Annotated in this window: 23 protein-coding genes; 11 read left to right on the forward strand and 12 right to left on the reverse strand. The window is 63.3% G+C overall.

Translation table 11 applies throughout. From position 1 onward, the window contains the following. Positions 1 to 6 precede the first annotated feature (6 nt). Positions 7 to 2,322 carry a glycoside hydrolase gene (locus KI243_RS16455; RefSeq protein WP_212809353.1) on the reverse strand — a complete coding sequence of 772 codons (2,316 nt, stop codon included), beginning with the start codon at positions 2,320 to 2,322 and terminating at the stop codon, positions 7 to 9. 127 nt (positions 2,323 to 2,449) lie between these two features. Next, positions 2,450 to 3,208, reverse strand: a complete 759-nt coding sequence (gene cobF, locus KI243_RS16460; RefSeq protein WP_212809355.1) for a precorrin-6A synthase (deacetylating) — start codon at positions 3,206 to 3,208, stop codon at positions 2,450 to 2,452. A gap of 132 nt (positions 3,209 to 3,340) precedes the next feature. On the opposite strand from cobF, the gene KI243_RS16465 reads away from it, so the two are divergent. The 8 genes from KI243_RS16465 (at position 3,341) to KI243_RS16500 (ending at position 13,012) form a co-directional block, all read left to right on the forward strand. Then, entirely contained in the window at positions 3,341 to 4,246 is a 906-nt protein-coding gene (locus tag KI243_RS16465) for an AraC family transcriptional regulator (RefSeq protein WP_103032591.1), read from the forward strand. A 323-nt stretch (positions 4,247 to 4,569) separates the two neighbouring features. Beyond that, positions 4,570 to 5,880, forward strand: coding sequence for a sugar ABC transporter substrate-binding protein (locus KI243_RS16470; protein WP_017128455.1), 1,311 nt, complete (start codon positions 4,570 to 4,572; stop codon positions 5,878 to 5,880). 182 nt (positions 5,881 to 6,062) lie between these two features. Then, positions 6,063 to 6,962 (forward strand): sugar ABC transporter permease, encoded by a 900-nt coding sequence (locus KI243_RS16475; RefSeq protein ID WP_017128456.1) that lies wholly within the window; start codon positions 6,063 to 6,065, stop codon positions 6,960 to 6,962. A gap of 10 nt (positions 6,963 to 6,972) precedes the next feature. Next, a complete protein-coding gene (locus KI243_RS16480) occupies positions 6,973 to 7,809 on the forward strand; it encodes a carbohydrate ABC transporter permease (RefSeq protein WP_017128457.1) in 837 nt (278 codons plus the stop codon). Positions 7,810 to 7,941: 132 nt separating this feature from the next. Next, positions 7,942 to 9,045 carry a sn-glycerol-3-phosphate ABC transporter ATP-binding protein UgpC gene (gene ugpC / locus KI243_RS16485; RefSeq protein ID WP_017128458.1) on the forward strand — a complete coding sequence of 368 codons (1,104 nt, stop codon included), beginning with the start codon at positions 7,942 to 7,944 and terminating at the stop codon, positions 9,043 to 9,045. Positions 9,046 to 9,064: 19 nt separating this feature from the next. Continuing rightward, on the forward strand, positions 9,065 to 10,546 hold the full coding sequence (locus KI243_RS16490) for a mannitol dehydrogenase family protein (RefSeq protein WP_212809357.1): 1,482 nt from the start codon (positions 9,065 to 9,067) through the stop codon (positions 10,544 to 10,546). A 30-nt stretch (positions 10,547 to 10,576) separates the two neighbouring features. Next, entirely contained in the window at positions 10,577 to 12,067 is a 1,491-nt protein-coding gene (gene xylB, locus KI243_RS16495; protein WP_212809359.1) for a xylulokinase, read from the forward strand. Positions 12,068 to 12,073: 6 nt separating this feature from the next. Then, positions 12,074 to 13,012 (forward strand): carbohydrate kinase, encoded by a 939-nt coding sequence (locus KI243_RS16500; RefSeq protein ID WP_177082641.1) that lies wholly within the window; start codon positions 12,074 to 12,076, stop codon positions 13,010 to 13,012. A 74-nt stretch (positions 13,013 to 13,086) separates the two neighbouring features. On the opposite strand, the gene KI243_RS16505 is transcribed toward KI243_RS16500, so the two are convergent. Next, positions 13,087 to 14,256, reverse strand: a complete 1,170-nt coding sequence (locus tag KI243_RS16505; protein WP_042936475.1) for a PilT/PilU family type 4a pilus ATPase — start codon at positions 14,254 to 14,256, stop codon at positions 13,087 to 13,089. Positions 14,257 to 14,391: 135 nt separating this feature from the next. Here KI243_RS16505 and KI243_RS16510 point away from each other — a divergent pair, with 135 nt between their 5' ends. Both KI243_RS16510 and KI243_RS16515 read left to right on the forward strand, forming a co-directional pair. Then, complete coding sequence (locus KI243_RS16510; RefSeq protein ID WP_177131411.1) at positions 14,392 to 16,926, forward strand: PAS domain-containing protein; 2,535 nt, start codon at positions 14,392 to 14,394, stop codon at positions 16,924 to 16,926. Between the two features lie 58 nt (positions 16,927 to 16,984). Then, positions 16,985 to 17,260, forward strand: a complete 276-nt coding sequence (locus tag KI243_RS16515; RefSeq protein ID WP_177107497.1) for a peptidylprolyl isomerase — start codon at positions 16,985 to 16,987, stop codon at positions 17,258 to 17,260. Between the two features lie 119 nt (positions 17,261 to 17,379). On the opposite strand, the gene KI243_RS16520 is transcribed toward KI243_RS16515, so the two are convergent. The 8 genes from KI243_RS16520 to KI243_RS16555 all read right to left on the reverse strand — a co-directional run bounded on the left by KI243_RS16520 (position 17,380) and on the right by KI243_RS16555 (position 23,956). Beyond that, the gene (locus tag KI243_RS16520) at positions 17,380 to 18,306 is read right to left on the reverse strand and encodes a sugar kinase (RefSeq protein ID WP_212809361.1); all 927 of its coding nucleotides are present in this window, start codon (positions 18,304 to 18,306) and stop codon (positions 17,380 to 17,382) included. Between the two features lie 112 nt (positions 18,307 to 18,418). Then, positions 18,419 to 19,636, reverse strand: coding sequence for an amino acid deaminase (locus KI243_RS16525; protein WP_017128467.1), 1,218 nt, complete (start codon positions 19,634 to 19,636; stop codon positions 18,419 to 18,421). A gap of 35 nt (positions 19,637 to 19,671) precedes the next feature. Beyond that, positions 19,672 to 20,436, reverse strand: a complete 765-nt coding sequence (locus KI243_RS16530) for an IclR family transcriptional regulator (protein ID WP_017128468.1) — start codon at positions 20,434 to 20,436, stop codon at positions 19,672 to 19,674. An 87-nt stretch (positions 20,437 to 20,523) separates the two neighbouring features. Further along, positions 20,524 to 20,910 carry a RidA family protein gene (locus tag KI243_RS16535; protein ID WP_017128469.1) on the reverse strand — a complete coding sequence of 129 codons (387 nt, stop codon included), beginning with the start codon at positions 20,908 to 20,910 and terminating at the stop codon, positions 20,524 to 20,526. A 21-nt stretch (positions 20,911 to 20,931) separates the two neighbouring features. Next, entirely contained in the window at positions 20,932 to 21,723 is a 792-nt protein-coding gene (locus KI243_RS16540; protein ID WP_017128470.1) for an amino acid ABC transporter ATP-binding protein, read from the reverse strand. Beyond that, entirely contained in the window at positions 21,720 to 22,382 is a 663-nt protein-coding gene (locus KI243_RS16545) for an amino acid ABC transporter permease (RefSeq protein WP_017128471.1), read from the reverse strand. The genes KI243_RS16540 and KI243_RS16545 overlap by 4 nt, the downstream gene beginning before the upstream one ends. Before the next feature lie 9 nt (positions 22,383 to 22,391). Next, positions 22,392 to 23,054, reverse strand: coding sequence for an amino acid ABC transporter permease (locus KI243_RS16550; RefSeq protein ID WP_177082649.1), 663 nt, complete (start codon positions 23,052 to 23,054; stop codon positions 22,392 to 22,394). Positions 23,055 to 23,107: 53 nt separating this feature from the next. After that, positions 23,108 to 23,956, reverse strand: coding sequence for a transporter substrate-binding domain-containing protein (locus KI243_RS16555; protein WP_017128473.1), 849 nt, complete (start codon positions 23,954 to 23,956; stop codon positions 23,108 to 23,110). 843 nt (positions 23,957 to 24,799) lie between these two features. Between KI243_RS16555 and KI243_RS16560 the strand changes: the two genes are divergently transcribed. Continuing rightward, entirely contained in the window at positions 24,800 to 25,066 is a 267-nt protein-coding gene (locus KI243_RS16560; RefSeq protein ID WP_017128474.1) for a DUF2790 domain-containing protein, read from the forward strand. A gap of 92 nt (positions 25,067 to 25,158) precedes the next feature. Here KI243_RS16560 and KI243_RS16565 read toward each other — a convergent pair whose 3' ends face one another. Continuing rightward, positions 25,159 to 25,917, reverse strand: a complete 759-nt coding sequence (locus KI243_RS16565; protein WP_017128475.1) for an IclR family transcriptional regulator — start codon at positions 25,915 to 25,917, stop codon at positions 25,159 to 25,161. Positions 25,918 to 25,982: the final 65 nt, after the last annotated feature.

A 25,982-nucleotide genomic window follows, 5' to 3' on the forward strand; every position in this document is an offset into this window, starting at 1 on the left:
CCGTCATCACGTCTCGGCGAAGAGCCGGGCGATCTCGATCAATTGCGGTTCCTGGTCCGGCACCAGGATCAGCGCCGAACGTGGCGGCAGTCGCCGTCCTTCCGGCGAACGCAGGCTTTTCTGGCTGAAGTTCACGGTGATCAGGGTGCCGTCGGCGAACACCGAACGTTGCAACTGGCGATCGGCCGACAACACCTGGAAATCGCTCATGCGTTCGACGAAGAGGCGTTCGTGCAAGGGCCGAAATACCCGGTCATAGGCGCTGATGAACGGCAGGTCGCGCGCCAGCACCCGATCATTGAGGTGATACAGCGGCGGCACCATGTACAGCAGTTGCAGCAATGCCGTGTGCTCGCGCTCGCTGGAAAACTTCAACGAGCTGTATTCCCAGTGGTGCGTGCTGACCAGGCTGTCGTGGAGCACCAGTTGATACAGCGGCAGCCGGAACTGCGCGGAAGTCACGAAACGGGCAAGCGAGGGCTTGAGGGGCACGGGTTTGAAGTACAGGGCCGGCGTTTCCGGCGGCCAGTAGCCGCCGCGGTAATAGGCCGACTGCTTGTTCTTGCCGATATCCGGGTCCATCCAGGCAAACGGCTGGGTCGCGATGCCATGGCTGTAGGCAATATTTGCCGCGTAGGATGCCAGCCCGCCTTCGCTACCCGTGACCAGGTCCAGCGCCCGGGCTGGATACAACAGCCGGCGGGTCCGGGCTTCGGCGTCTTCGCGTTCACTGGTTTCCCGACCGGGGGTGTAGTCCTTGAGTTCGGGGCCGGCCGCATCGACATCGAGGAAATAGCTGTTGAGACGTGCCGCCCGCGCCACCGCGGAGATCCGCCGTTGTGCGTAGGGTTCGACCAGCCTGGCGTTGACATAGACGCCCCGGCCACTGAAGCCGCGCACCTTGTCGCCCTTGCTGTCGCGATAACCGGCTGCCGCCAGCTCATCGCCCATTTGTGCCGTGGCCCAGGTCGCCCGTAGGTTCGAAGGGTGCGCGCTGCCATAGCTGTCGTAGACGGCCACCAGATAACCCGAGGCCTTCGCCGCTTCCACCGCTTCGGGATGCCACATGGCGTCACGCCAGTCATCCGCACCGAGCCAGGCCTTGGTCAGGCCGGCTTGCTGCAGCGCGGCCACGGTGTCGAGCGACAGACCGCCACCCCAGCGGCGCGGCGCCACCAGCCACGGGCCGAAGGCTTCGACCAGTTGCTCGCGGACCGTATGCCCCCAGGCGACGCTGGCCGCCGGATCGTGATTGCCCGGCAACGGCTCGACCGGTACCGGCGGCAGCGCATGCTGCAATGCGCTGTTCAGTGCCCGGGTCACCTCGATCCTGCCGAAGGTCGACACGTCGGCGTCCCCCGCCTCGGCCTCCAGCAGCGCCGCGACAAAACTTTCCCGCGCCTGCGGATCGAAGGCTTCCCACAACCGCGAGGCCAGATGCCGGGGATCGGCCCGGCGCGCGGCAAAGAACTTGAGGAACGCCGGCCAGTCGGCGATATCTCCGGCTTTCAAGGGGCCGGCGCCCCACAGGTAGATATGCGGGGCGCCGCCCAGCCTGGCGACCTGGGGCTGGCGCTCGATTTTCCGTTTCAACGAAACGAAGCGGTCGTGCTCCAGCAGCCACTGGCGATAGAAACGCGCACCGTACAGCGGATCCCGTGGACCGATCGCCACGTTGACGGTATACGCCGCGCCCTCGGCCAGCCGGTTGAACTGATGGCTGAGTCGGGGCAGCGGCCGTTCATCCTGCTCGATCACGCTAAAGCGGGTATCGAACGGGGTTTGCACCAGCCAGGTCACCGAATGATCCGCGCGCAGTTCGGTCCAGAACGGCATCGACAGCCGCCCGTTCAGCGCATCGGGCTCATAGCGCCGTACCAGCCAGTCCAGCCATTGCCGGTCGTCGCCAGGAATATAGCTGCCTTCGCCGAACGGTATGGCATGGGCCTCGATGGCCTTTGCTTCCACGGGTCTGGGCCAATCCAGCCGGCCCGGCTGCTCGGCCCGTATCGACAGGCGCAAGGCGTCCTGCTCGATCCCGACCTCGACCTGGAACCGCTCGCGGCCGTTGCGAATACGCCAGCGCCGGCCCGCCAGGTCGCTGGCCCTGGCGGTTTCGGGGAATGCCGGGGCACTGAGGGTCGAGACTTCGCCATTGTCCAGGAGCAAGGTCGTTTCCAGGGTGGCCGGGTCGATGTTGAACACCCCGCCGCTGTAGGACAACGCAACCAGCGGTTGCCCGAGCGCAGGCAAGCTGACCAACCCCAGGACAAGCATCAGGGGCAGCCATTGAAGTCGATCAATACCGGGTACGGTGCTCATGGCGTTATAGGGGTCTCACGGGCGATTTTCGAATGCAGCGGACACTAAACGACACCGCTTGCCTTCCTCTGTAAGAACCGTCTCGTAGAGATACAGGAAAACCGCCCGATCAATGCCGGAGTACTTACTAGCCCGGATTCAGGGGCCGTCGCAGCAGATAAGTGTCCATGATCCAGCCCTTGCGCAGCCGGGCGGCCTCGCGCAGTTCGCGAATCTGCCCCTGCACCTCATGCAGCTTGCCGCTTACCAGCAGTTCATCCTCGGTCCCCAGGTACGCCCCCCAATAGATCTCCAGCGCCTGGTCGGCGAACTGACCAAACGCGCAATGCGCATCGAGCATCACCACCACGTTGTCCAGGTCGGCGGCTTCCAGGCGTCGTCCCGTGGTGATGCGGATCGGTTCGCCGATGCGGTTCAGGGGAATCCGATGGCGCGCCGCCAGGGCCTGCACGCTGCTGATACCGGGAATCACCTCGACGTCGAACGCCGGACCGCCCAGGGCCACGACCCGATCGAGGATGCGCAGGGTACTGTCATACAAGCCCGGCTCGCCCCAGACCAGAAAGGCACCGCACTCGTTCTCGGCCAGTTCTTCGTCGATCAACCGGGCAAACAGTTCGGCGCGCTGTTCATGCCAACGCTCGACACCGGCCCGATACGACGCCTCGGCATCTTCGCGGACCGGATCGCTGACCTGCACCAGGCGATAACCCGGCTGCTCGATATAACGCTGGCAGATTTCCTTGCGCAGACGCACCAGCTCATCCTTGGCCTCGCCTTTGTCCAGCAGGAAAAAGACCGAGGCCCGGTTCAGGGCCTTGATGGCCTGCACGGTGATCTGCTCCGGATGACCGGAACCGATTCCAATCAATAGAACGGTCTTCACTGTTTTGCTCCTGAATAAAGGGCCGCAAGGCCATGGCCGTCGGTCCGCTCCGCTGCGACCGTCCGCACAAGGCTGGCAGCCGGCTCGTGAAGGAGGCATTATCGGACAGCGATAACAATAAAAGCGCCTCCAATGACCCGAACAGCCCGCGTCACCGATCCTTCCTATGAACTGATGGACGACCATAATGGCCTGTCCATCATCTATCGCCAGCATGGTTTTCCCTGCCCGCTGGTGCGTTGGCATTTCCACAAGGAATACGAACTGCACCTGATCGTCGCCAGCTCCGGCAAGGTCTTCATTGGTGACTATATCGGCAATTTCTACCCGCAGAGCCTGTTCCTGACCGGCCCCAACCTCCCCCACAACTGGATCAGCCAGGTGGCCGAGGACGAAGTGGTGCCCAAGCGCGACATGCTGGTGAACTTCACCGAGGAGCTGTTCGAGGAAGGACACCAGATCTTTGCCGAACTGAAAACCCTGGCGCCGTTGCTCGAACGGGCCCAGTACGGCATCGAATTCCGCTGCAAGGACACCATCCGCCAGGCCACGCAGCTGATGCAGCGTATCGCCGACGCCCAGGGCGTGACGCGCCTGGGGCACTTCCTGATCCTCCTGGAACTGCTCAGCGGCTGCACCGACTACCAGTTGCTTTCCGGTGCCACCACCCCGCAACTGGCCGACGAGAACAATATCGACCGCACCAACCGCGCCGTGGACTACATCTTTGCCCACTATGCCCGGGAACTGCCGCTGGAAGAGGTCGCCGAGTACCTGGGGATGAAGCCCACCTATTTTTCCCGGGTGTTCAAGCAGGCCACCGGGCGCTGTTTCGTCGAGTTCGTCAATCGCCTGCGGATCAGCAAGTCCTGCGAACTGCTGGCCGACGGCGACAAACCGGTGACCGATGTGTGTTTCGAGTCCGGTTTCAACAATATTTCCAACTTCAACCGGCGCTTCCAGCAGCTCAAGGGCATGACCCCCTCGCATTATCGACGCCTGGTGGTGCAGCGCCTGACCGAGCAGAACCTCGGCTAGGCAACCCCCATCGTTCCCACGCTCCGCGTGGGAACGATCGGCGCTCGGGGAACGCGCGGCTGACGCTTTTTTGCCGTGAAACCTGTACTGATTTACCCCTTCTCCGAGCCCCGATTGCGGGCTATCCCCTCCCGAACCACTGTTTCGCCGGCCTGCGACATTCCGCCTCAGTGCAAAAAAGTATCGATTGAAGTGTCGTCAAGGATTTGTCAGCACGACGATTGAGGGCTGTAATCATCTGCAGATTCTTCCTGGACACCGGAAGACACAAAAACAATAAACCGACCTTCGACCGCCACTGCGCGCAAGAAGAGGAGTGTTCGATGAAAGCCATTGCAAAAGCTCTGCTCGTCTCTACCTGCCTGACCATCAGTGGCGTCAGTTTCGGCGCCCAGACCCTGACCATCGCCACCGTCAACAACAGCGACATGATTCGCATGCAGAAGCTCTCGAAGACCTTCGAGGCCGAGCATCCGGATATCAAGCTGAACTGGGTGGTCCTGGAAGAAAACGTCCTGCGCCAGCGCCTGACCACCGATATCGCCACCCAGGGCGGCCAGTTCGACGTGCTGACCATCGGCATGTACGAAGCCGCGCTCTGGGGCGCCAAGGGCTGGCTGGAGCCCATGACCAACCTCCCCGCCGCCTACGATATCGACGACGTCTTCCCGTCGGTCCGTGACGGCCTGTCGGTCAAGGGCACCCTGTTCGCCCTACCGTTCTACGCCGAAAGCTCCATGACCTACTACCGCACCGATCTGTTCAAGGACGCCGGGCTGACCATGCCCGAGCGGCCGACCTGGGAACAGATCGGCGAGTTCGCCGCCAAGCTCAACCATCCCGAGAAGGAGCAGTACGGCATCTGCCTGCGCGGCAAGGCCGGCTGGGGCGAGAACATGGCGCTGATCACCACCGTCGCCAACGCCTATGGTGCGCGCTGGTTCGATGAGAAATGGCAACCGGAATTCAACGGTCCCGAGTGGAAGAACGCCTTGAACTTCTACGTCGAGACCATGAAGAAGTCCGGCCCGCCCGGTGCTTCGAGCAACGGTTTCAACGAAAACCTGGCGCTGTTCAACAGCGGCAAGTGCGCCATGTGGGTCGATGCCAGCGTGGCCGGCTCCTTCGTCACCGACAAGACCCAGAGCAAGGTCAGCGATCACGTCGGCTTTACCTACGCACCGCACCAAGTCACCGAGAAGGGTTCGGCCTGGCTCTACTCCTGGGCCCTGGCGATCCCCACCAGTTCCAAGGCCAAGGACGCGGCGAAGACGTTCAGCAGCTGGGCCACCTCCAGGGAATACGGGGCACTGGTCGCCAAGGAAGACGGTATCGCCAACGTACCGCCGGGCACCCGGACCTCGACCTACAGCGAGGCCTACATGAAGGCCGCGCCGTTCGCCAGGATCACCCTGGAATCGCTGAAAGCCGCCAACCCGAAAGACCCGAGCGCCAAGCCCGTGCCTTATGTCGGGATCCAGTTGGTGACCATTCCCGAGTTCCAGGCTGTCGGTACCCAGGTCGGCAAGCAGTTCTCCGCCGCACTGACCGGCCAGACCACGGTCGACAAGGCCCTGGCCGATGCCCAGACCTTCACCGAGCGTGAAATGAAACGCGCGGGTTATCCGAAGTAACAGGGACACACCGTCCCCTGTAGGAGCCGGCTTGCCGGCGATGAGGCCCTTGAGCCTTGCGGCAACCGTTCGGTCGCTATCGCTGCGATGCGGCGTTCCGACAAGCCAGCTCCTACAGATTGCCCGCTCCTTGCACCTAATCGGTTTTGAACACCATGAATACCTCCACTGCCAAAGCCCATATGGATATACCCCAGCCGTTGCGCAAAAGCCGTCTGCGCAATCCCGGCTGGTTCCTGGTCTCACCATCAGTCGGCCTGTTGCTGCTGTGGATGATCGTGCCCCTGGGCATGACCGTTTACTTTTCGCTGATCCGCTACAACCTGCTCTATCCGGGCGAAAACCAGTTTGTCGGCCTGGAGAACTACACCTACTTCCTCACCGACTCGGGCTTCCTGCCCGGCGCCACCAACACCCTGTTGCTGGTGGGCAGCGTGCTGCTGATCAGCGTGGTGTTCGGCGTGCTGATCTCGGCCCTGCTGGAAGCCAGCGAATTCCTCGGTCGCGGCATCGTCCGGGTCCTGCTGATCTCGCCGTTCTTCATCATGCCCACGGTCGGCGCGCTGATCTGGAAAAACCTGATATTCCACCCGGTCTCGGGGATTCTCGCCGCTCTCTGGCGCCTGTTCGGCGCCCAGCCGGTGGACTGGCTGGCCCATTACCCGCTGCTGTCGATCATCATCATTGTCTCCTGGCAGTGGTTGCCCTTCGCCATCCTGATCCTGATGACCGCCATGCAGTCCCTGGACCAGGAACAGAAGGAAGCCGCGCGCCTGGACGGTGCCGGTCCCGTGGCGATCTTCTGGCACCTGACCCTGCCGCACCTGGCCCGGCCGATTGCCGTGGTGGTGATGATCGAAACCATCTTCCTGCTCTCGGTATTCGCCGAAATCTTCACCACCACCAACGGCGGTCCGGGTTATGCCTCGACCAACCTGGCGTACCTGATCTACAACCAGGCCCTGGTGCAGTTCGATGTCGGCATGGCCTCGGCCGGCGGCCTGATCGCCGTGATCATCGCCAATATCGCCGCGATCATCCTGGTGCGGATGATCGGCAAAAACCTGACAGACAAGCCTTGAGGCCCGCGCCATGACCCTCACACTCAAACAATCCCGTCGCCTGCAAAGCGTGCTGCTCGGCATCCTGGCCTGGGCCATCGCGATCCTGATCTTCTTCCCGATCTTCTGGATGGTGCTGACCAGCTTCAAGACCGAGATCGATGCATTCGCCACGCCGCCGCAGTTCTTCTTCACCCCGACGCTGGAGAACTACCTGCATATCCAGGAACGCAGCGACTACTTTCACTTCGCCTGGAACTCGGTGGTGATCTCCTTCAGCGCCACGCTGCTGTGCATGCTGATCGCCGTACCGGCGGCCTACTCCATGGCGTTCTACGAAACCCAGCGGACCAAGCGCACCCTGCTGTGGATGCTCTCCACCAAGATGCTGCCGCCGGTGGGCGTGCTGATGCCGATCTACCTGCTGGCCAAGTCCTTCGGCCTGCTCGATACACGCATCGCGCTGATCGTGATCTACACCCTGATCAACCTGCCGATCGTGGTCTGGATGGTGTACACCTACTTCAAGGACATCCCCAAGGACATCCTCGAAGCCGCCCGCCTCGATGGCGCCACGCTGCTGCAGGAAATGGTCCGGGTGCTGCTGCCCATCAGCAAGGGCGGGCTCGCCTCGACCATGCTGCTGTCGCTGATCCTGTGCTGGAACGAGGCGTTCTGGTCGCTGAACCTGACTTCCTCCAGTGCCGCGCCGCTGACGGCGTTGATCGCGTCCTACTCCAGCCCCGAGGGCTTGTTCTGGGCCAAGCTGTCCGCCGTCTCGACCCTGGCCTGCGCACCGATCCTGATCTTCGGCTGGATCAGCCAGAAACAACTGGTACGCGGCCTGTCCTTCGGCGCCGTGAAATAGACCGGCATTTTTGAACACCACAGAACCCCTGTAGGAGCTGGCTTGCCAGCGATGACGACCGAATGGTCGCCGCCAGGCCCAAGGGCCTCATCGCCGGCAAGCCGGCTCCCACAATTCAAGAGGAGCCTCACCATGGCCAACCTGAAAATCAAGAATCTGCAAAAAGGCTTCGAAGGCTTTTCCATCATCAAGGGCATCGACCTGGAGGTCCGTGACCGCGAGTTCGTGGTCTTCGTCGGTCCGTCCGGCTGCGGCAAGTCCACCCTGCTGCGATTGATCGCCGGGCTCGAGGAAGTCACCTCCGGCACCATCGAACTGGACGGCCGCGACATTACCGAAGTCAGCCCGGCCAAGCGCGACCTGGCGATGGTGTTCCAGACCTACGCCCTGTACCCGCACATGAGCGTGCGCAAGAACATGTCCTTCGCCCTCGACCTGGCCGGCGTGGCCAAGGCCGAGGTCGAACGCAAGGTCAACGAGGCCGCACGCATCCTCGAACTCGGCCCGTTGCTCGAACGCAAGCCCAAGCAACTTTCCGGCGGCCAGCGCCAGCGGGTCGCCATCGGTCGGGCGATCGTGCGCAATCCGAAGATCTTCCTGTTCGACGAACCGCTGTCCAACCTCGACGCCGCCCTGCGGGTGCAGATGCGCCTGGAACTGGCGCGGCTGCACAAGGAACTGCAGGCGACCATGATCTACGTGACCCACGACCAGGTCGAAGCCATGACCCTGGCCGACAAGGTGGTGGTCCTCAACAGCGGTCGCGTCGAGCAGGTCGGCTCGCCCCTGGAGCTCTATCACTCCCCGGCCAACCTGTTTGTCGCCGGCTTCCTCGGCACACCGAAGATGGGCTTCCTCAAGGGCAAGGTCAGCCGCGTCGACGGCCAGGGCTGTGAAGTCGAACTGGAGGCCGGCACCCGTATCAGTCTGCCTCACAGCGGCGCCAGCCTCAGCGTCGGCAGCCCGGTGACCCTGGGCATCCGCCCGGAACACCTGGAAATCGCCAAACCCGGGGACTGCACCCTGCAAGTCACCGCCGATGTCGGCGAGCGCCTGGGCAGCGACACCTTCTGCCACGTCGTGACCCGCTCCGGCGAGCCGCTGACCATGCGTATCCGCGGCGACCTGGCCAGCCAGTACGGCGAAACGCTCAACCTGCACCTGGACAGCACCCACTGCCACCTATTCGATGCCGACGGTGTAGCGGTCGCCCGCCCGCTGCGCGCTGCCGCCTGATTGACGAGAGCACTTTGCAATGAACCTGAACAAACAGAACCTGCACAACCTGGCTCCTGAAGTGGCGCTGCCGCAGTACGCGGCGGCCAACACCCGGCAAGGCATCGCCCATATCGGCGTCGGCGGCTTTCACCGTGCCCACCAGGCCTATTACACCGATGCCCTGATGAACCTCGGCGAAGGCCTGGACTGGAGCATCTGCGGCGTCGGCCTGCGCAAGGAAGACCAGGGCGTACGCGATGCCCTGGCGGCCCAGGACTATCTCTACACGCTTTATGAACTGGGGGACGGCAACGACACCGAGACCCGCGTGATCGCCTCCATCAGCGGCATGCTGCTGGCCCAGGACGACGCCCAGGCGCTGATCGACAAACTGGCCTCGCCGCAGATCCGCATCGTGTCCCTGACCATCACCGAAGGCGGCTATTGCATCGACGACAGCAACGGCGAGTTCATGAGCCACCTGCCGCAGATCCAGCACGACCTGCGCCATCCTGACGCGCCACAGACTGTCTTCGGCTTCCTCTGCGCGGCCCTGGCCAGGCGTCGCGCCAGCGGCATCCCGGCCTTCACCCTGATGTCTTGCGATAACCTGCCGCACAACGGCGCGGTAACCCGCAAGGCACTGCTGGCCTTCGCCGCCCTGCGCGACGCCGACCTGCACGACTGGATCGCCGGGCATGTCAGCTTCCCCAACGCCATGGTCGATCGCATCACCCCGATGACCAGTGCCGCCCATCGCCTGCAACTGCATGACGAGCATGGTATCGACGACGCCTGGCCGGTGGTCTGCGAACCCTTTGTGCAGTGGGTCCTGGAAGACAAGTTCGGCAACGGCCGGCCGGCCTGGGAGAAGGTCGGCGTCCAGTTCACCGACGACGTCACCCCCTACGAAGAGATGAAGATCAAGCTGCTCAACGGCAGCCACCTGGCCCTCACCTACCTGGGCTTCCTCAAGGGCTACCGCTTCGTCCACGAAACCATGAACGATCCGTTGTTCGTGGCCTACATGCGGGCCTATATGGACCTGGACGTGACCCCGCAACTGGCGCCGGTGCCGGGAATCGACCTGACCGACTACAAGAACACCCTGGTCGAGCGTTTCTCCAACCAGGCGATTGCCGATCAGCTGGAACGGGTCTGTTCCGACGGTTCGTCGAAGTTTCCCAAGTTCACCATCCCGACCATCAACCGGCTGATCGCCGACGGTCGCGAAACCGAACGCGCGGCGCTGGTGGTGGCGGCCTGGGCCCTGTACCTCAAGGGCGTCGATGAAAACGGCACGACCTACCGCATTCCCGACCCGCGGGCCGAGTTCTGCCAGGCGCTGGTGGCCGATGACAGCCTGATCGTCCAGCGCCTGCTGGCGGTGGAAGAAATCTTCGGTACGGCCATTCCCCGGTCGGCGGCGTTTGTCGCCGCCTTCGAAAACTGCTTCAACAGCTTGCGGGAAGTGGGCGTGAGCAAGACACTGGAGCGTATGCTGGCCAAACGGGATTGAATGACCGAGTCACAACCACCAGGTACTTCCATGAACCAGAAACTCTACCTCGGCATCGATTGCGGCACCCAGGGCACCAAGGCGATTGTCCTCGACATCGTCAGCGGCCAGGTGCTCGGCCAGGGCTCGGCCCCCCACGACATGATCAGCGGTGCCAATGGCCGCCGCGAACAGGACACCGGCCAATGGCTGGAGGCCTTTGTCCTGGCCACCCGCCAGGCATTGCAGGCCGCCGGGGTCGACGGCCAGGCCATCCTCGGCATCGGTGTTTCCGGCCAGCAGCACGGCCTGGTGCTGCTCGACGAGCAAGGCCAGGTCCTGCGCCCGGCCAAGCTCTGGTGCGACACCGAAACCACCCCGGAAAACCAGCGCCTGCTGGAACACCTGGGCGGCGAAGCCGGTTCGCTCGAACGCCTGGGCCTGGTGATCGCTCCCGGCTACACCGTGTCCAAGCTACTCTGGACCCGGGAACAGCATCCCGAGCTGTTTGCCCGGATCGCCCATATCCTGCTGCCCCACGACTACCTCAACTACTGGCTGACCGGTCGTGCCTGCGCGGAATACGGCGACGCCTCGGGCAGTGGCTACTTCGACGTGCGCAAGCGCAGCTGGGACCTGCAACTGTTGCGCGACATCGACCCCAGCGGGCGCCTGCAAGCGGCCTTGCCAGAGCTGCTGGAAGCCCACCAGCCGGTCGGTCGGGTACTGCCCGAAATCGCCCGGCAACTGGGGATCAACCCCGACGCCCTGGTGTCCAGCGGCGGCGGCGACAACATGATGGGCGCCATCGGCACCGGCAATATCCACCCGGGCGTGATCACCATGAGCCTGGGTTCCTCCGGCACCGTGTACGCCTACGCCGAACAACCGCTGATCAGCCCCGACGCCTCGGTCGCGGCCTTCTGCTCTTCCAGCGGCGGCTGGCTGCCGTTGATCTGCACCATGAACCTGACCAACGCCACCGGCGCGGTGCGCGAACTGTTCGATCTCGGGCTCGATGACTTCAATGCCCGGGTGCGCGAGGCTCCCATCGGCGCCGACGGTGTCAGCATGCTGCCGTTCCTCAATGGCGAACGGGTGCCCGCCCTGCCCCAGGCCACCGGCAGCCTGCTCGGCCTGACCCTGACCAACCTGACCCAGGCCAACCTGTGCCGGGCCGTGGTCGAAGGCACCACGTTCGGCCTGCGCTACGGCCTTGACCTGCTGCGCGGCAACGGCCTGCAGAGCCACGGTATCCGCCTGACCGGCGGCGGTGCGAAAAGCGCGGTATGGCGACAGATGGTCGCCGATATCATGGACACCCCGGTGGTCTGTACCGAACAGGGCGAAGCCGCCGCCCTCGGTGCGGCGATCCAGGCCGCCTGGTGCGAGTCCGGGGCGATTCACAGCCTGGCCGAGCTGTGCGAGCGTTGTGTCAGCCTGGATGCCGTCAGCGAAACCCGGCCGATCCCGGCCAATGTCAGCGCCTATCAACCGATTTATCACCGCTACCGCCAACAGGTCGCGGCCATTCAAGAGTAAGCATCCATGTATCTGGTCTGTGGTGAAGCACTGTTTGATTTTTTCAGTGAGCCCGACGCAAGCGGGCAGACATCGAAAGTGAACTTCAAGGCGATCGCCGGGGGTTCGCCGTTCAACGTCGCGGTCGGCCTGCGCCGCCTGGGCGTCGACTCGGCGCTGCTGGCCGGGCTGTCCACCGATTACCTGGGGCGCCGCCTGCAACAGGTCCTGCGCGAAGAAGGCGTGCGCGCCGATTACCTGCTGGACTTCGATGCTCCCACCACTCTGGCGATGGTCGCCGTGGGTGCCGACGGTTCGCCCCATTACAGCTTTCGCGGCGAAGGCTGTGCCGACCGCCAGTTGCTGCCGGGGCACCTGCCCAGGCTCGGCGACGAGGTGCGTGGCCTGCATGTCGGCTCGTTCTCGCTGGTGGTGCAGCCGATCGCCGATACCCTGCTGAGCCTGGTACGCCGGGAAAGCGGTCGCCGGCTGATCACCCTCGACCCCAATGTGCGCCTCAACCCTGAGCCGAATATCGAACTGTGGCGCCAGCGCATCGCGGAACTGGCCGAACATGCCGACATGATCAAGGTCAGCGACGAGGACCTGGGCCTGCTCTACCCCGATCGCGACCCGCGCAGCGTTGCCGAGGAATGGCTGGCCCAGCGCTGCCAGGTGGTCTTCCTGACCCGTGGCACCCAGGGCGCCAGTGTGTTCAGCCGCCGCCATGGCCACTGGTCGGTACCGGCGCGCGAAGTCGTCACGGCCGATACCGTCGGTGCCGGCGACACCTTCCAGGCCGCCTTGATCGCCTGGTTGACCGAGCAGCGACTGGACTCGGTGGAAGGCCTGGAACGCCTTGACAAGGCCCAGATCGACGGCATGCTGGACTTCGCCGTCAGCGCCGCGGCAATCACCTGCAGCCGCACCGGCCCGGACCTGCCGTATCGGCATCAGGTGGCCTGACCGGCAAAAATCGACAGACGGCGCTGTGAAAACTCATGGCACCGCTGGCGCCCCACTGAGCGACGCCTGGTCGTTCAACCCGGACCGCGTTCGCCATCGTCCACCAGGCCCCAATCCTTCACATCCAGCTCCCGTGCCGCCACCGGCGGTGCGGGCGGTGTGTTCTGCTGGGCGAGCGCGCCGTTGTCCTGATGCAACTTCAGGCGCAGGCGCAGGTTGTTCACCGAGTCGGCATTCTTCAGCGCTTCCTCTTCGTCGATCGCGCCTTCCACCACCAGGTGGAACAAGGCCGTGTCGAAGGTCTGCATGCCGCTGATCTCGGACTTCTCCATGATGCCCTTGAGCTCGGAAAACTCGTTGCGCTTGATGAAATCGCGAATCGTCGGCGTGCCCAGCATCACCTCCACCGCCGCCCGGCGCTTGCCGTCGGTGGTGCGCACCAGTCGTTGCGAGACAAAGGCCTGCAGGTTGTTGCCCAGGTCGTTGAGCAGTTGCGGGCGACGGTCTTCCGGAAAGAAATTGATGATCCGGTCCAGTGCCTGGTTGGCGTTGTTGGCATGCAGGGTGGAAATCGCCAGGTGCCCGGTGTCGGCAAAGGCCAGGGCATGCTCCATGGTTTCGCGATCACGGATCTCGCCGATCAGGATCACATCCGGAGCCTGGCGCAGGGTGTTTTTCAGTGCCGCATGGAAGCTGCGGGTGTCGACCCCCACTTCACGCTGGTTGATGATCGACTTCTTGTGCCGATGGATATACTCCACCGGGTCCTCGATGGTGATGATATGGCCGCTGCTGTGGCGGTTGCGGTAGTCGATCAGGGCCGCCAGGGAGGTGGACTTGCCTGAGCCCGTGGCGCCGACGAACAGCACCAGGCCACGCTTCTCCATGATGGTTTCCAGCAGGATCGGCGGCAGCTTGAGGTCCTCGAAGCGGGGAATCTCCAGCTTGATGTTACGGGCGACAATCGAGACCTCGTTGCGCTGCTTGAAGATATTGACCCGGAAACGCCCGACACCCGGCAATGACATCGCCAGGTTCATCTCCAATTCCCGCTCGAACTGCTGGCGCTGCTCGGCGTCCATGATACCGTCGGCGATCAGCGCCACCTCCCCGGCCTTGAGGGCTTCGGTGCCCAATGGCTTGAGCACGCCGTTGAACTTGGCACACGGTGGCGCCCCGGTCGACAGGTACAGGTCCGAACCGTCCTGGGCGGCCAGGGTTTTCAATAACGCGTGGATTTCCATGGCAAAGGTGTCCGCAATACAGTCAATTGAGGTTTGAACAATTAATCCGGTGTCATTTCGAATTGGCAATGGTCTACAGCTTGGCGGGATAATAAGCCGCCGCGCAACTCAAAGCTTCACCTTCAAGGCAGGTTTATGAACGGATCGATCCCCGACAACGACGTCGCCACTCTCATGGGCCACCAGGACTGGTCCCACGGCCCCCTGGGCGCCATCGATGGCTGGCCCCAGAGCCTGCGTACCGCAGCGGATATCGTCACCCATTCGCCCATGCCGATGCTGCTGCTCTGGGGCGCACGGCTGGTACAGATCTACAACGACGGCTTCGGGCGCCTGATCGGCGACCGCCACCCACTGGCATTCGGCCGGCCGGCAGACGACACCTGGCCGGATTACCAGGATTTCAACGCGCCGATCTTCCAGGCCGTGCTGGAAGGCCAGACCCGCAGCCTGCCGGAGCAGCATTTCGGCGTGCACCACGGCGGGGTGAGAATCGACCTCTGGCTGGACCTGACCTACAGCCCGGTGCGCGATGAACAGGGCGAGGTTGCCGGCATCCTGGTCACCGCGATCGAAACCAACGAACGCAGGCGCCTGGCCCTCGAACTGCAACAGCGCTCCGAAGCCAGCATCAAGGCCCAGCAGGACAGCGAGGAGCGCCTGCAACTGGCGATGGCCGCCACCGGCACCCTCGGCACCTGGGACTGGGATATCGACCAGGATCGCTTCGTCACCGATGCGCGATTTGCCCGGCTGCACGGCGTCGACCCGGCACTGGCGGCGCAGACACCCCTCAGCGTGTACATGGAGAGCGTTCACCCGGAAGACCGTGGCCTGGTGGCCCGCGGCATCAAGCATTGCCTGGAGAACAACACCGAGCACGCCGAGGAATACCGGGTCCAGACCAACGGCCAGATACGCTGGGTGTTCGCCCGTGGCCGTTGCTACCAGGGCCCCCACGGCCGGGCCCAGCGCTTTGTCGGCGCGGCCCTGGACATCACCGAGCGCAAGCACAGCGAACAGGCCCTGCGCCAGAGCCAGACCGAGCTGCAACTGGTGATCAATGCCGTGCCGGCGCTGATCGGCTATGTCGACCGCGAGGAACGCTTTCGCCTGAACAACAGCGCCTATCTCGACTGGTTCGGCAAGACGCCCCAGGAACTCTACGGCAAGACCCTGCGCGAAGTGCTCGGCGAGCACGCCTACGCCCAGCGCGCCGAGCATATCGCCGGCGCGCTGGCGGGCAAGGCTTGCAGTTTCAGCGTCGACAGCCCGCACCGCGACGGCCGCGACCGGCATGCGGCGATGCGCTACCTGCCACGTTATGGCCAGGACGGAGCGGTCAACGGTTTCTATATCTTCGTCAGCGACGAAACCGAGCGCAAACAGACCGAAGAGGCCCTGCGCAACCTCAATGAAACCCTCGAAGAGCGCGTGGCCCAGCGCACCCAGGCGCTGGCCGAGTCGAACCAGCGCCTGCAGAACGAAATGTTCGAGCGCGAGCGCGCCGAAGATGCCCTGCGCCATGCCCAGAAGATGGAAGCGGTCGGCCAGCTGACCGGCGGCATCGCCCACGACTTCAACAATATGCTGACCGGGATCATCGGCAGCCTTGACCTGATGCAGCGCTACATCGCCGCCGGGCGCAGTACCGAGATCGGCCGGTTTGCCGATGCCGCGGTCAGTTCGGCCCAGCGCGCGGCGGCCCTGACCCACCGCCTGCTGGCCTTCTCCCGCCGGCAATCGCTGGACCGCAAGCGCATCGACCCGAACCAGCTGGTGCACTCGCTGGAAGAACTGTTCAGCCGCACCAAGGGCGCCCATATCGAACTGCAGGTCCGCCTGGGCCAGGATATCTGGCCGGTGAACACCGATACCGGGCAGTTGGAAAGCGCCCTGCTCAACCTGGTGATCAATGCCCGCGATGCGATGCCAGACGGCGGCACGCTGTTGATCGAGACGGCCAACAGCTACCTCGACGGCAGTGATATCAGCACCCTGGAGTCGGTCAAGGCCGGGGATTACGTGATGATCGGCGTCAGCGACAACGGCACCGGCATGAGTCCGCTGATCCTGGCCAAGGCCTTCGATCCGTTCTTCACCACCAAGCCCATCGGCCAGGGTACCGGCCTGGGGCTGTCGATGATCTATGGTTTTGCCCAGCAATCCGGCGGCCATGTCACGCTGCAAAGCGAGCCCGGTGCCGGCACCTGCGTGCGTCTTTACCTGCCGCGTTTCCACGCCATGGCCGACGAAGCGCTACCCGCGCCCGACCACCCGCAATCGCCGACGGCCGCCGCCGACGAATCGGTGATGGTGGTGGAGGACGATCCGGCGGTGCGCATGCTGGTGCTCAACGTGCTGGACGAACTGGGCTACACCGTCCATCCGGCCGCCGATGCGCGCACCGCCCTGCCGTTGCTGGAGTCGTCGCTGCGCATCGACCTGCTGGTGACCGATGTCGGCCTGCCGGGGATGAACGGTCGGCAGCTGGCCGAGATCGCCCGCCAGCACCGGCCGGGACTCAAGGTGCTGTTCATGACCGGTTATGCGGAGAAAGCCGCCGAGCGCCAGGGTTTTCTCGAAGAAGGCATGGACCTGATCGCCAAGCCCTTTACCCTGGATCTGCTGGCCAACCGGGTGCGCGACATGATCGGCCACGCGGACTGATCTTCAGGCATAATCGCGCGCCCTGTCGTCCGCCCCACCGTTTCAAGGTAACCCGTCAATGAAAGCCCAAGCCCGTCATATCCTGGTCAAGACCGCCGAGGAAGCCGAACAGCTCAAGCAGCGCATCGCCAGGGGCGAAGCGTTCGATGTCCTGGCCAAGAAATACTCCACCTGCCCTTCGGGCAAGCGCGGCGGCGACCTGGGGGAAGTCCGCCCGGGGCAGATGGTCGGCGCGATTGACCAGGTGATCTTCAAGAAGCCGTTGCGTACCGTACACGGACCGATCAAGAGCAAGTTCGGTTATCACCTGGTGCAGGTGTTCTACCGCGACTGAAGCGCAGAACCGCGTCATCGTTCTACGCGGGCAAGCCCGGCTCCCACACGACTACGATCCGTGGGAGCCGGGCTTGTCGGGACGCCGCATCGCCGCGAAGAGGCCCGCAAGAACGACACTCAACTTCGGGGAATCAACGCCCCGCGCACCTGGATCACCCGGCTCGCCAGCCGATGCCCGGCCAGCGCGGCCTGCTGCGGATCGCCGCCGGTCAGGCGACTGGCGAGATAGCCGGCACTGAACGAGTCCCCGGCCGCCGTGGTGTCCACCACGGTCTCGACCTTTTGCGCGGGCACTTCGAACGCCTCGCCGTCACAGCGGATCAGGCAACTCTCGGCACCGCGCTTGAGCACCACTTCCGACGTGCCGATCTGCTCGTAGGCACTGAATACCGCCGTGCCGTCGGCATGGTCGAACAGTGCCTGCTCGTCTTCCAGGGTCAGCAAGGCCAGGTCGACATACGGCAGGATCGAACGATAAGCCGCGCGTGCCTGCTCGACACCCGTCCAGAGACGCGGCCGATAGTTGTTGTCGAAGACGACCCGGGTGTCGCCACGACGAGCCTCCTGCAGCACCGCAATCAGCTTCTCCCGGCCAAGCTCGCCGAGCACCGCCAGGGTGATGCCGCTGAAATACAGCACATCGTAGTCCGGCAGCGCCGCGAGGATCGGCACCGCCGCCGACGTGGTGAAGCAATCGCGGACCGCCGCCTCGTTGCGCCAGTAGAGGAAACGGCGTTCGCCACGGGCGTCGGTCTGGATGCAGTAGAGGCCGGGCAACCGTCCGGGCAGGCGCTGGACCTTGTCCAGGCCGATCCCCTCTTCGGCCCAGATCTGGCACATGGCGTCGCTGAAGCTGTCGTCCCCCAGGGCCGTGACGTAGTCCACCGAGCCGCGGCCGGCCAGTTCACGGCTGAGATAGACCGCGGTGTTCAGGGTGTCGCCGCCGAAGCTCTGCTGCAGGCTGCCATCGGCGTGTTGTTGCAGTTCGATCATGCATTCGCCGATCAGGGCGATGCGCGGTGGTGGCAGGTTCAGGGTGGTCATTCGAAATAATCTCGCGGTATCGGGGCGGGGCTCTTCGCGGCAGTCCGGCAAGCCCGCCCCCACAAGTGTCGAGCCTTGTGCGAGCGGGCTTGCCCGCGAAAGCGCTATCCCTTCAGAAACAGGTGTCGAAGGTCTCGATCACGCTCAGTTGCTCATCGACAATGCAGCCGACGCGCCACTTGTCGAAGGTCAGGCACGGGTGGGAGGTGCCGAACGAGACGATATCCCCGACCCGCAGCTCGCAGCCTGGCGCCACGGTCATGAAGGCATGCTGGTCCATCACCGCCGTGACCTTGCAGGCACTGACGTCCTCGCCCGCTGCCGGCACCACGCCAGCCTTGTAGCGCAGCAACGGCACCGGCAGGCCGGCGTCGAACGCCACATCGCGCTTGCCCAGGGCGATCACCGCGAAACCCGGCTCGGGCATCGACTGCACATGGGCCCAGACTTCCAGTGCCGGACGCAGACCTTCGCCGAGGTCGCCGCGACGATGCAGCACACAGCACTGGGCTTCCTTGTAGATGCCATGATCGTGGGCCACGTAGCTGCCGGGGCGCAGCACGCTGAGGAAACGCCCGTCGGCATCCTGGGCCTCGAACTCTTCGGCGATAAGGTCGTACCAGGCCGAACCCGAGGCCGTGATGATCGGCTTGCCGATATCGAACGAACCGCTGTTCTGCAAATGCACCGCCAGGCGCACCAGCGAGCCGGCGAAGGCGCGGATGCCGCTGACGGCCTCGTCGCCGTGGATCACCCCCTCATAACCTTCGATACCGGTCAGCGCCAGGGCCGGCTGGGCCTTGATCGCCTTGGCCAGGTCCAGCACTTCCTGTTCGCTGCGGCAGCCGCAACGCCCGCCGACCACGCCATATTCGATCATCACATTGAGCCGCAGGCCGCGCCCGGCGAAGAACTCGCCCAGGGCCGCGACATTGTCCGGATGATCGACCATGCAGTGGAACTCGAACTGCGGATCGGCCAGCAACTCGGCGATCAACGCCATGTTCGCCGTACCGACCAGCTGGTTGGCCATCAGCACCCGCCGCACACCGGCGGCATAGGCGGCGCGGGTCTGTACCGCAGTGGCCAGGGTCAGGCCCCAGGCGCCCTGGGCCAACTGACGCTGAAACAGTGCCGGGACCATGCTGGTCTTGCCGTGGGGCGCCAGTTCGGCACCGCTGCGGCTGACGAAGTCCTGCATCCAGCGGATATTGTGTTCCAGCGCTTCGCGGTGCAGCACCAGGGCCGGCAGGCTGACGTCACGGACCAGTTGGGCACCGACGGCGGCCGCGCCTTTCTCCACGGCGGGAATGTTCATGGCAACAGGCATTTCAGACTCCTTGACAGGCACGGCCGCAGCCGCGGCTATTCGTTGATACGACGGGCCAGGTTGTTCGCGCTGTCGATCAGCACCCGGCGATAGTCGTTGTAGTTTTTCTTCGCATCGGCCCGTGGCGCGACGATACACAGGGTCGCGATGCAGATGCCGCGCTCGTCCTTGACGGGCGCGGCGAAACAGTGGGTAAAGGTGTCGGCGACGCTATCGAAGGAAAAGAACCCGTCGATACCGGCCTGGCGGATTTCCCCGAGGAACACCTCCAGTGGCAGGCGCTGGCCGTCCGGCAGGATAAAGTCGTCGTGGTCGATCAGGTCGATGATTTCCTGGTCGCTCAGGTGCGCCAGCAGCAGGCGCCCGGACGCGGTCCACGGAATCGGCGCGTTTTCACCGATATCCGAGGAGATACGGAAATGCCGCTCGCCCTCCTTCATCAGCGCCACGGTGTACTTGCGCCCGTTGAGCAGGCACATCTGTGCGGTTTCGTGGGTCTGGCTGACGATTTCCTGCAGGGCGTGATCGGCCTCGCGACTGAGATCGAAATGACGCAGGTGGGCCTGGCCGAGGAAATACAGCTGGCGGCCCAGGTAGACATGCCCCTCCTTGCCGACGGTTTCCAGGATCCGTCGCTCCAGCAGCGACGCCACCAGTTCGTAGACCGTGGACTTGGGGCTGCCGATGCCGCTGGCGATATCGTTGGGGCGCAATGGCTGGCCGATTTCCTTGAGGTAATCGAGGATATCGAACGCCCGGTCCAACCCTTTTGCCCGGCGCTTGATGGTGTCTTCGGTCATGTCAGTGCAATCCCATTGAAAAATTGCCGGGGAGTTTACCCATTGTCCCGCGCCGACCGTTAGGCCGCTTTCGCGGCCCTCAGGCGATCACTTCTTCTTGTACGCGATGCAGTCGATCTCGACCTTGCAGTCGACCATCATGTTTGCCTGCACACAGGCCCGCGCGGGGGCGTGTTCAGGCTTGAAGTACTCGGAAAAGACCTTGTTGAAGCTCCAGAAATCCCGTGGATCTTCCAGCCAGACGCCGGCGCGCACCACGTCTTCCAGGCCATAACCGGCTTCTTCGAGAATCGCGATCAGGTTCTTCATGGTCTGGTGCGTCTGCTCGACGATACCGCCGACAATGATTTCACCATTGAGTGCCGGTACCTGGCCGGACACATGCAGCCAACCATCGGCTTCGACGGCACGGGCGAAAGGACGAGGCTGACCGCCACCCGCGGTGCTGCCGGTGCCGTAACGAGTAATGCTCATGATGTTCTCCTTGAATGAAAGTTAAAAACGCGTGTTCTTGAGGAACTCCGCGAGACGCGGCGATTGCGGACGCTCGAACAGTTCTTTGGGTGGTCCCTGTTCTTCAATGCGCCCCTGGTTCATGAAAACGATCTTGTCCGAGACTTCGAAGGCAAAGCGCATCTCGTGGGTGACCAGCAACATGGTCATGCCCTCCTCGGCCAGGCCCTTGATCACCGCCAGCACTTCGCCGACCAGTTCCGGATCGAGGGCCGAGGTCACTTCGTCGAACAGCATCAGGCTCGGGTTCATCGCAATGGCCCGGGCAATCGCGACGCGCTGCTGCTGGCCACCGGACAACTGCCCCGGGAAGTGATCGCGGCGCTGTAGCAGGCCGACCCGGTCCAGCCATTTTTCTGCCAGGGCGACGGCCTGGTCCTTGGGCAGCTTTTTCACCTTGAGCAGGCCCAGGGTGACGTTCTGCAAGGCGGTCAGGTGCGGGAACAGGTTGAACTGCTGGAACGCCATGCCGGTCATGGCCCGATGCTGGGCGATGACTTTTTCCGGGTGGCGAACGCGCTTGCCGTTGACTTCGCTGTAGCCGATGGACTCGCCATCGAGGGTGATCTGCCCGCCCTGGAACTCTTCCAGCAGGTTCACGCAGCGCAACAGCGTGGTCTTGCCCGAGCCGCTGGAGCCGATCAGCGTGACCACGTTGCCACGCTGCATTTCCAGGTCGACGCCCTTGAGCACTTCGACCTGGCCGTACTGTTTGTGCAGGCCGCGAATGCTGAGCAGCGCTTGCTTGTCGTTTTGACTGGTAGTCGGAATCATGGCAACGCCACCCGCTTTTCAATATGCCGACCGAGCAGTTCGATGGCGTAGTTGATGATGAAGAACAAGAACCCTGCGAACAGGTAGAACTCCAGGGTCATGAAGGTCCGCGCGATCACCTGCTGGGTGCTGAGCAGCAACTCGGCGACACCGATCACCGACAGCAGGGTCGAGGCCTTGACGATCTCGGTCGACGAGTTGACCCAGGTCGGCAGGATCTGCCGCAGTGCCTGGGGCAGCAGCACGTAGCCGAGGGACTGGTAGAAGGTCAGGCCGATGGCCTTGCCCGCTTCCAGCTGGCCACGGGGGATCGCCTGCAGCGAACCCCGGACGATTTCCGCGACGTGGGAGCCGCAGAACAGCGTCAGGCCCAGGGCACCGGCCTGGAACGCACTGATCTGCCAGCCCAGCGCCGGGGCCATGTAGAAGCAGGCCAGCACCAGGACAAACACCGGGGTGCCGCGGATCAGGTCGACATACAGGCGGAACGGCACGCGCATCCAGAACCTGCCGTAGGTCAGCACCAGCCCGGCGACGATACCGATCAGCGTGCCGCAGACAATGGCCAGGGCCGAACACTGCACGCTGGTCAGAAAGCCCTGCCACAGGGTGTCCCGGGCGACCCACAACTCATGCAGCCAGCTTGGGGATTCGTACATGGGAGACTCCTAGCGGCGAATCGCCAGACGCTGTTCGAGGTAACGCAGCATCATGGCAATGAGGTAACAGGCAACCACGTAGAGCGCGGTGGTGACCATCCAGGTTTCGATCACCCGGTAGCTCTCCACGTTGATCTTGCGGGCGTAATAGGTCAGCTCCGGCACGGCGATGGCCGCGGCCAGGGAGGTGTCCTTGAACAGCGAGATGAAGTTGTTGGACAGCGCCGGCAACACGTTGCGCAACATCACCGGGACGGTCACGTAGGCCCGCACCTGCCATTCGCCGAGGCCGATCGCCAGCCCGGCCTCGCGCTGGCCCTTGGGAATGCTCAGCAGACCGGAACGGAACACTTCGGTCAGGTAGGCACCGGCGTACAACGACAGGGTGATGATGAACGAGGGGATCTTGTCCAGCCGGATGCCCAGGCTGGGCATGGCGAAGTAGATCAACAGGATCAGCACCAGGATCGGCGTGTTACGGATCACCGTGACATACACCGAAGCCACCACCCGCAATGCGCGATGCCTGCTGAGCAAGGCAAACGCCATCATCAGGCCGATCACGCAGCCGATGGCAATCGACAGCAGGGCCAGTTCCAGGCCCAGGCCGAGCCCTGCCAGCAAGCTGGGGAAATCGCGCCAGACGGCGGCAAAGTTCAACTGATAGTTCATGGTTCAGAGTACCTTCGACAAGGCGCCGCCAGCGGCGCCCTGCCCTTGACGGATCACTTGAATTCGACGGGGAAACCGATCTCCGGGGACGGCAGGTCCACGCCGAACCATTTCTTGAAGGACGCCGCATAGGTCGGGAACTCGACGCCGGTCATGGACTCATGCAGGGCGGTGTTGACGAAGTTCAGCCAGTCCTGGTCGCCGCGCTTGACCGCGCAGGCGTAGGTTTGCGGGCTCCAGGCGTAGGCCGGGCTGCGGTAGCGGCCAGGGTTCTGCACCATCAGGTACTTGACCGAGGACTGGTCGGTGGCGGCGGTGTCGGCACGACCGGAGTTCACGGCCTGGTACATCAGGTCGACGCTGTCGTACTGGTCGACCTTGGCCTGTGGCAGCGCCTGGTGCACCAGTTCTTCGGCATACACGTTCTGCAGCACGGCCACGGTGACCTTGTCGCCGGCGGCCTTCAGGTCATCGATTTCCTTGTACTTGCTGTTGACGGGCAGCAGCAGGCCAACGCCCTCGCGGTAGTACGGCAGGGTGAACGCCACCTGCTGGGCGCGGCTGGCGGTCACGGTGATGAACTGGCAACTGATGTCGACCTTGTCGGTCAGCAGGTTGGGAATCCGTGCGTCGGAAGACTGCACCACGTACTCGACCTTGCTCGCATCATTGAACAGGCCCTTGGCGATCATCGCGCCGATATCGATATCGAAGCCCTGCAACTTGCCATCCGCACCCTGGAAGTGCCACGGCGCGTTGGTGCTGCCGGTGCCGACGATCAGGTGACCGCGCTTGAGCACGCTGTCGAGCTTGCTGTCGGCGGCCTGGGCGGCCCCGGCCACGACCGCCGTGGCGGCAAAAAGAAAAGCACACGCTTTGAACAAGGAAGGTACGCGATGCATGACGTTGCACTCCGATGATGTGTGTTCCGTTATACCGGAACTTAGTATGTAACAACGGAATAGAGAGCAGAAAGTGTGCCACAGGAACCTGACATCACCTAGCCATACAAAAAAGTCCATACGAATCAAAGAGATAGAATTTTCCAGGAAAACACTGTTACGGGAGGTGGCAAAGCACAGTGCTACGGAAGGCAACGTGACAGTGGGTGCAAAGGCCCCAAAGCAGTGCGCAGGTGGGTGATTTCGGGGCGGGCGCCCCTGGGTGGCGAGGGAGGGTTACAGGTCGGGACAGGAGGGTTCGAAGCGCTTTGCGCGCGCACCCGGCGTTGAAGGCGTTCTCAAGCTGGCCGGCATTGCACCGGCACCGAAACAACCTCAGCCGAATTGAGCACTCACTGGGGCAAGACGTTCTGCAAGGGAGCGGATTGCCGGTGCTTCAACGCAGCACCATCACCAGCAACACGGCAAACACCAGCAGAACCGCTGCCATCCCGGCCATGTATAGTACGAATCCTCTAGCCACGCTGATCACCTGAATTGAATTTCGCCGGGGTCTGCCGTTTTTTTGACCCTATTGGCAGGCATTGGCGAATTCTAGCAATGAGCGGCATGTTTTTGACATTAACTTTCGTATGAATCCTTTGGTATTCCGATCAATGGCGATTGGCCACTTGCCGATTCCGTTAGCTACCTAATAAAAAGCCCTACACTTAATTCAGGGTTAATCCCGGCGATGGAAAGTGAAATCGACCGCGTCAGCGCAGAGCCCTTCTGTCGCCCTCCGCGGCATGTTCAACGCATCGGGTGTTGAACGGAACCTCAAGCCTGCTTCGGAGATACATCATGAAACTTCGTACCCTGCTGATGACCAGTGCCCTGGCCCTGACCGCCGTTGCCGGCGTGGCCCAGGCCGACACCAGCGCCGCGCCCCAGGCAGTGCCCTATCACTACGGCATGCCACTGAACATCGACAAGCTGATCTCCATGACCGAACAGCCCACTTCGGTCTGCAAAGTGATCAACGCCGATATGAAGTTTGTCGACAAGGCCGGGAAGATCGAGGACGTTACCTATCGCAAGATGTCGCAAGCCTGCGATTTCAATAACTGATACCAGCGCTTTCAGGAGTGGGCCCGCCCACGCAGCGTCCCTGATCGTTCCCACGCTCTGCGCGGGAACGATCGAAGCCCCCGCGGGGCGGCTTATCTGACGCTGTCAAAAGCCTTCAGCATGGACTTCTGCGTAGCCAGCAGACACTCGCGCACCTCATCGCGCGCGCCTTCAAGACGCACCGACGGCGCCACCACGCACAAGGCGTAGGCCGTCTGGTCGATCACCAGCTCGACGCCCATCGCACTGACGCCCGGCATATGCCCGTCGGCGTCGAACGCCACGCCCGTGCGCCGCACATGCGCCAGTTCCGCCAGCAGGTCCGGCAGGTGGGTCTGGGTCCTCGGCGTCAGACTCTTGAGATTTTTCCCCAACAGTTGCGTCACCGCCTCGTCGCTCATGCGCGCCAGCAGCACCTTGCCCCCCGAGGTCGCATGCATGGTCAGGAACGAGCTGGCATCCGGCACCACCCGCAACGGCTGGTTCGACACGGCCATCTGCAGGATCAGCAACTCGGCGCCGCTGGCATGCAACAGGACCACGGTCTCTCCGGTTTCACGGGATAACTGCTCCAGATAAGGCCGGGCCTTTTGTGTCACATCGACATGGCTGTGGGAGGCCAGGCGCATCAGGGCCGGCCCCAGCCGTACGCCGGCCGGTCCCTGGATTTCCAGCAACTGCTCCAGGGCCAGCGCGTCCACCAGGCGCTGGACCGTCGAGCGCGGCAAGTCGATGCGCTTGGCGATCGCTCCCAGGCTCAGGCCACCCGGTTCGTTTTCCAGGCAGCGCAGGATCGCCGCCGCTCGGGCGATGACCTGGATGCTGCCGCGTTCAGTTTCAGGCACTGACATGGATATTGCTCCTCTGTACCACTGAATGATACAGTGTACCGAATTATTGGCAGCGGTCACGTTTT

Origin of the sequence: Pseudomonas sp. Ost2, assembly GCF_018326065.1 — a bacterium.
GTDB classification, from domain to species: domain Bacteria; phylum Pseudomonadota; class Gammaproteobacteria; order Pseudomonadales; family Pseudomonadaceae; genus Aquipseudomonas; species Aquipseudomonas gingeri.

What these genes read in the sequence shown, in the direction of transcription:
- KI243_RS16565 (WP_017128475.1), bottom strand. Translation starts at nt 25,917, where the DNA reads ATGTCAGTGCCTGAAACTGAACGCGGCAGCATCCAGGTCATCGCCCGA.
- KI243_RS16505 (WP_042936475.1), bottom strand. Translation starts at nt 14,256, where the DNA reads ATGGAAATCCACGCGTTATTGAAAACCCTGGCCGCCCAGGACGGTTCG.
- KI243_RS16480 (WP_017128457.1), top strand. Translation starts at nt 6,973, where the DNA reads ATGACCCTCACACTCAAACAATCCCGTCGCCTGCAAAGCGTGCTGCTC.
- ugpC (WP_017128458.1), top strand. Translation starts at nt 7,942, where the DNA reads ATGGCCAACCTGAAAATCAAGAATCTGCAAAAAGGCTTCGAAGGCTTT.
- KI243_RS16455 (WP_212809353.1), bottom strand. Translation starts at nt 2,322, where the DNA reads ATGAGCACCGTACCCGGTATTGATCGACTTCAATGGCTGCCCCTGATG.
- KI243_RS16550 (WP_177082649.1), bottom strand. Translation starts at nt 23,054, where the DNA reads ATGAACTATCAGTTGAACTTTGCCGCCGTCTGGCGCGATTTCCCCAGC.
- KI243_RS16525 (WP_017128467.1), bottom strand. Translation starts at nt 19,636, where the DNA reads ATGCCTGTTGCCATGAACATTCCCGCCGTGGAGAAAGGCGCGGCCGCC.
- KI243_RS16530 (WP_017128468.1), bottom strand. Translation starts at nt 20,436, where the DNA reads ATGACCGAAGACACCATCAAGCGCCGGGCAAAAGGGTTGGACCGGGCG.
- KI243_RS16535 (WP_017128469.1), bottom strand. Translation starts at nt 20,910, where the DNA reads ATGAGCATTACTCGTTACGGCACCGGCAGCACCGCGGGTGGCGGTCAG.
- KI243_RS16520 (WP_212809361.1), bottom strand. Translation starts at nt 18,306, where the DNA reads ATGACCACCCTGAACCTGCCACCACCGCGCATCGCCCTGATCGGCGAA.
- KI243_RS16510 (WP_177131411.1), top strand. Translation starts at nt 14,392, where the DNA reads ATGAACGGATCGATCCCCGACAACGACGTCGCCACTCTCATGGGCCAC.
- KI243_RS16490 (WP_212809357.1), top strand. Translation starts at nt 9,065, where the DNA reads ATGAACCTGAACAAACAGAACCTGCACAACCTGGCTCCTGAAGTGGCG.
- KI243_RS16465 (WP_103032591.1), top strand. Translation starts at nt 3,341, where the DNA reads ATGACCCGAACAGCCCGCGTCACCGATCCTTCCTATGAACTGATGGAC.
- KI243_RS16470 (WP_017128455.1), top strand. Translation starts at nt 4,570, where the DNA reads ATGAAAGCCATTGCAAAAGCTCTGCTCGTCTCTACCTGCCTGACCATC.
- KI243_RS16540 (WP_017128470.1), bottom strand. Translation starts at nt 21,723, where the DNA reads ATGATTCCGACTACCAGTCAAAACGACAAGCAAGCGCTGCTCAGCATT.
- xylB (WP_212809359.1), top strand. Translation starts at nt 10,577, where the DNA reads ATGAACCAGAAACTCTACCTCGGCATCGATTGCGGCACCCAGGGCACC.
- KI243_RS16545 (WP_017128471.1), bottom strand. Translation starts at nt 22,382, where the DNA reads ATGTACGAATCCCCAAGCTGGCTGCATGAGTTGTGGGTCGCCCGGGAC.
- KI243_RS16560 (WP_017128474.1), top strand. Translation starts at nt 24,800, where the DNA reads ATGAAACTTCGTACCCTGCTGATGACCAGTGCCCTGGCCCTGACCGCC.
- KI243_RS16500 (WP_177082641.1), top strand. Translation starts at nt 12,074, where the DNA reads ATGTATCTGGTCTGTGGTGAAGCACTGTTTGATTTTTTCAGTGAGCCC.
- KI243_RS16515 (WP_177107497.1), top strand. Translation starts at nt 16,985, where the DNA reads ATGAAAGCCCAAGCCCGTCATATCCTGGTCAAGACCGCCGAGGAAGCC.
- KI243_RS16475 (WP_017128456.1), top strand. Translation starts at nt 6,063, where the DNA reads ATGGATATACCCCAGCCGTTGCGCAAAAGCCGTCTGCGCAATCCCGGC.
- KI243_RS16555 (WP_017128473.1), bottom strand. Translation starts at nt 23,956, where the DNA reads ATGCATCGCGTACCTTCCTTGTTCAAAGCGTGTGCTTTTCTTTTTGCC.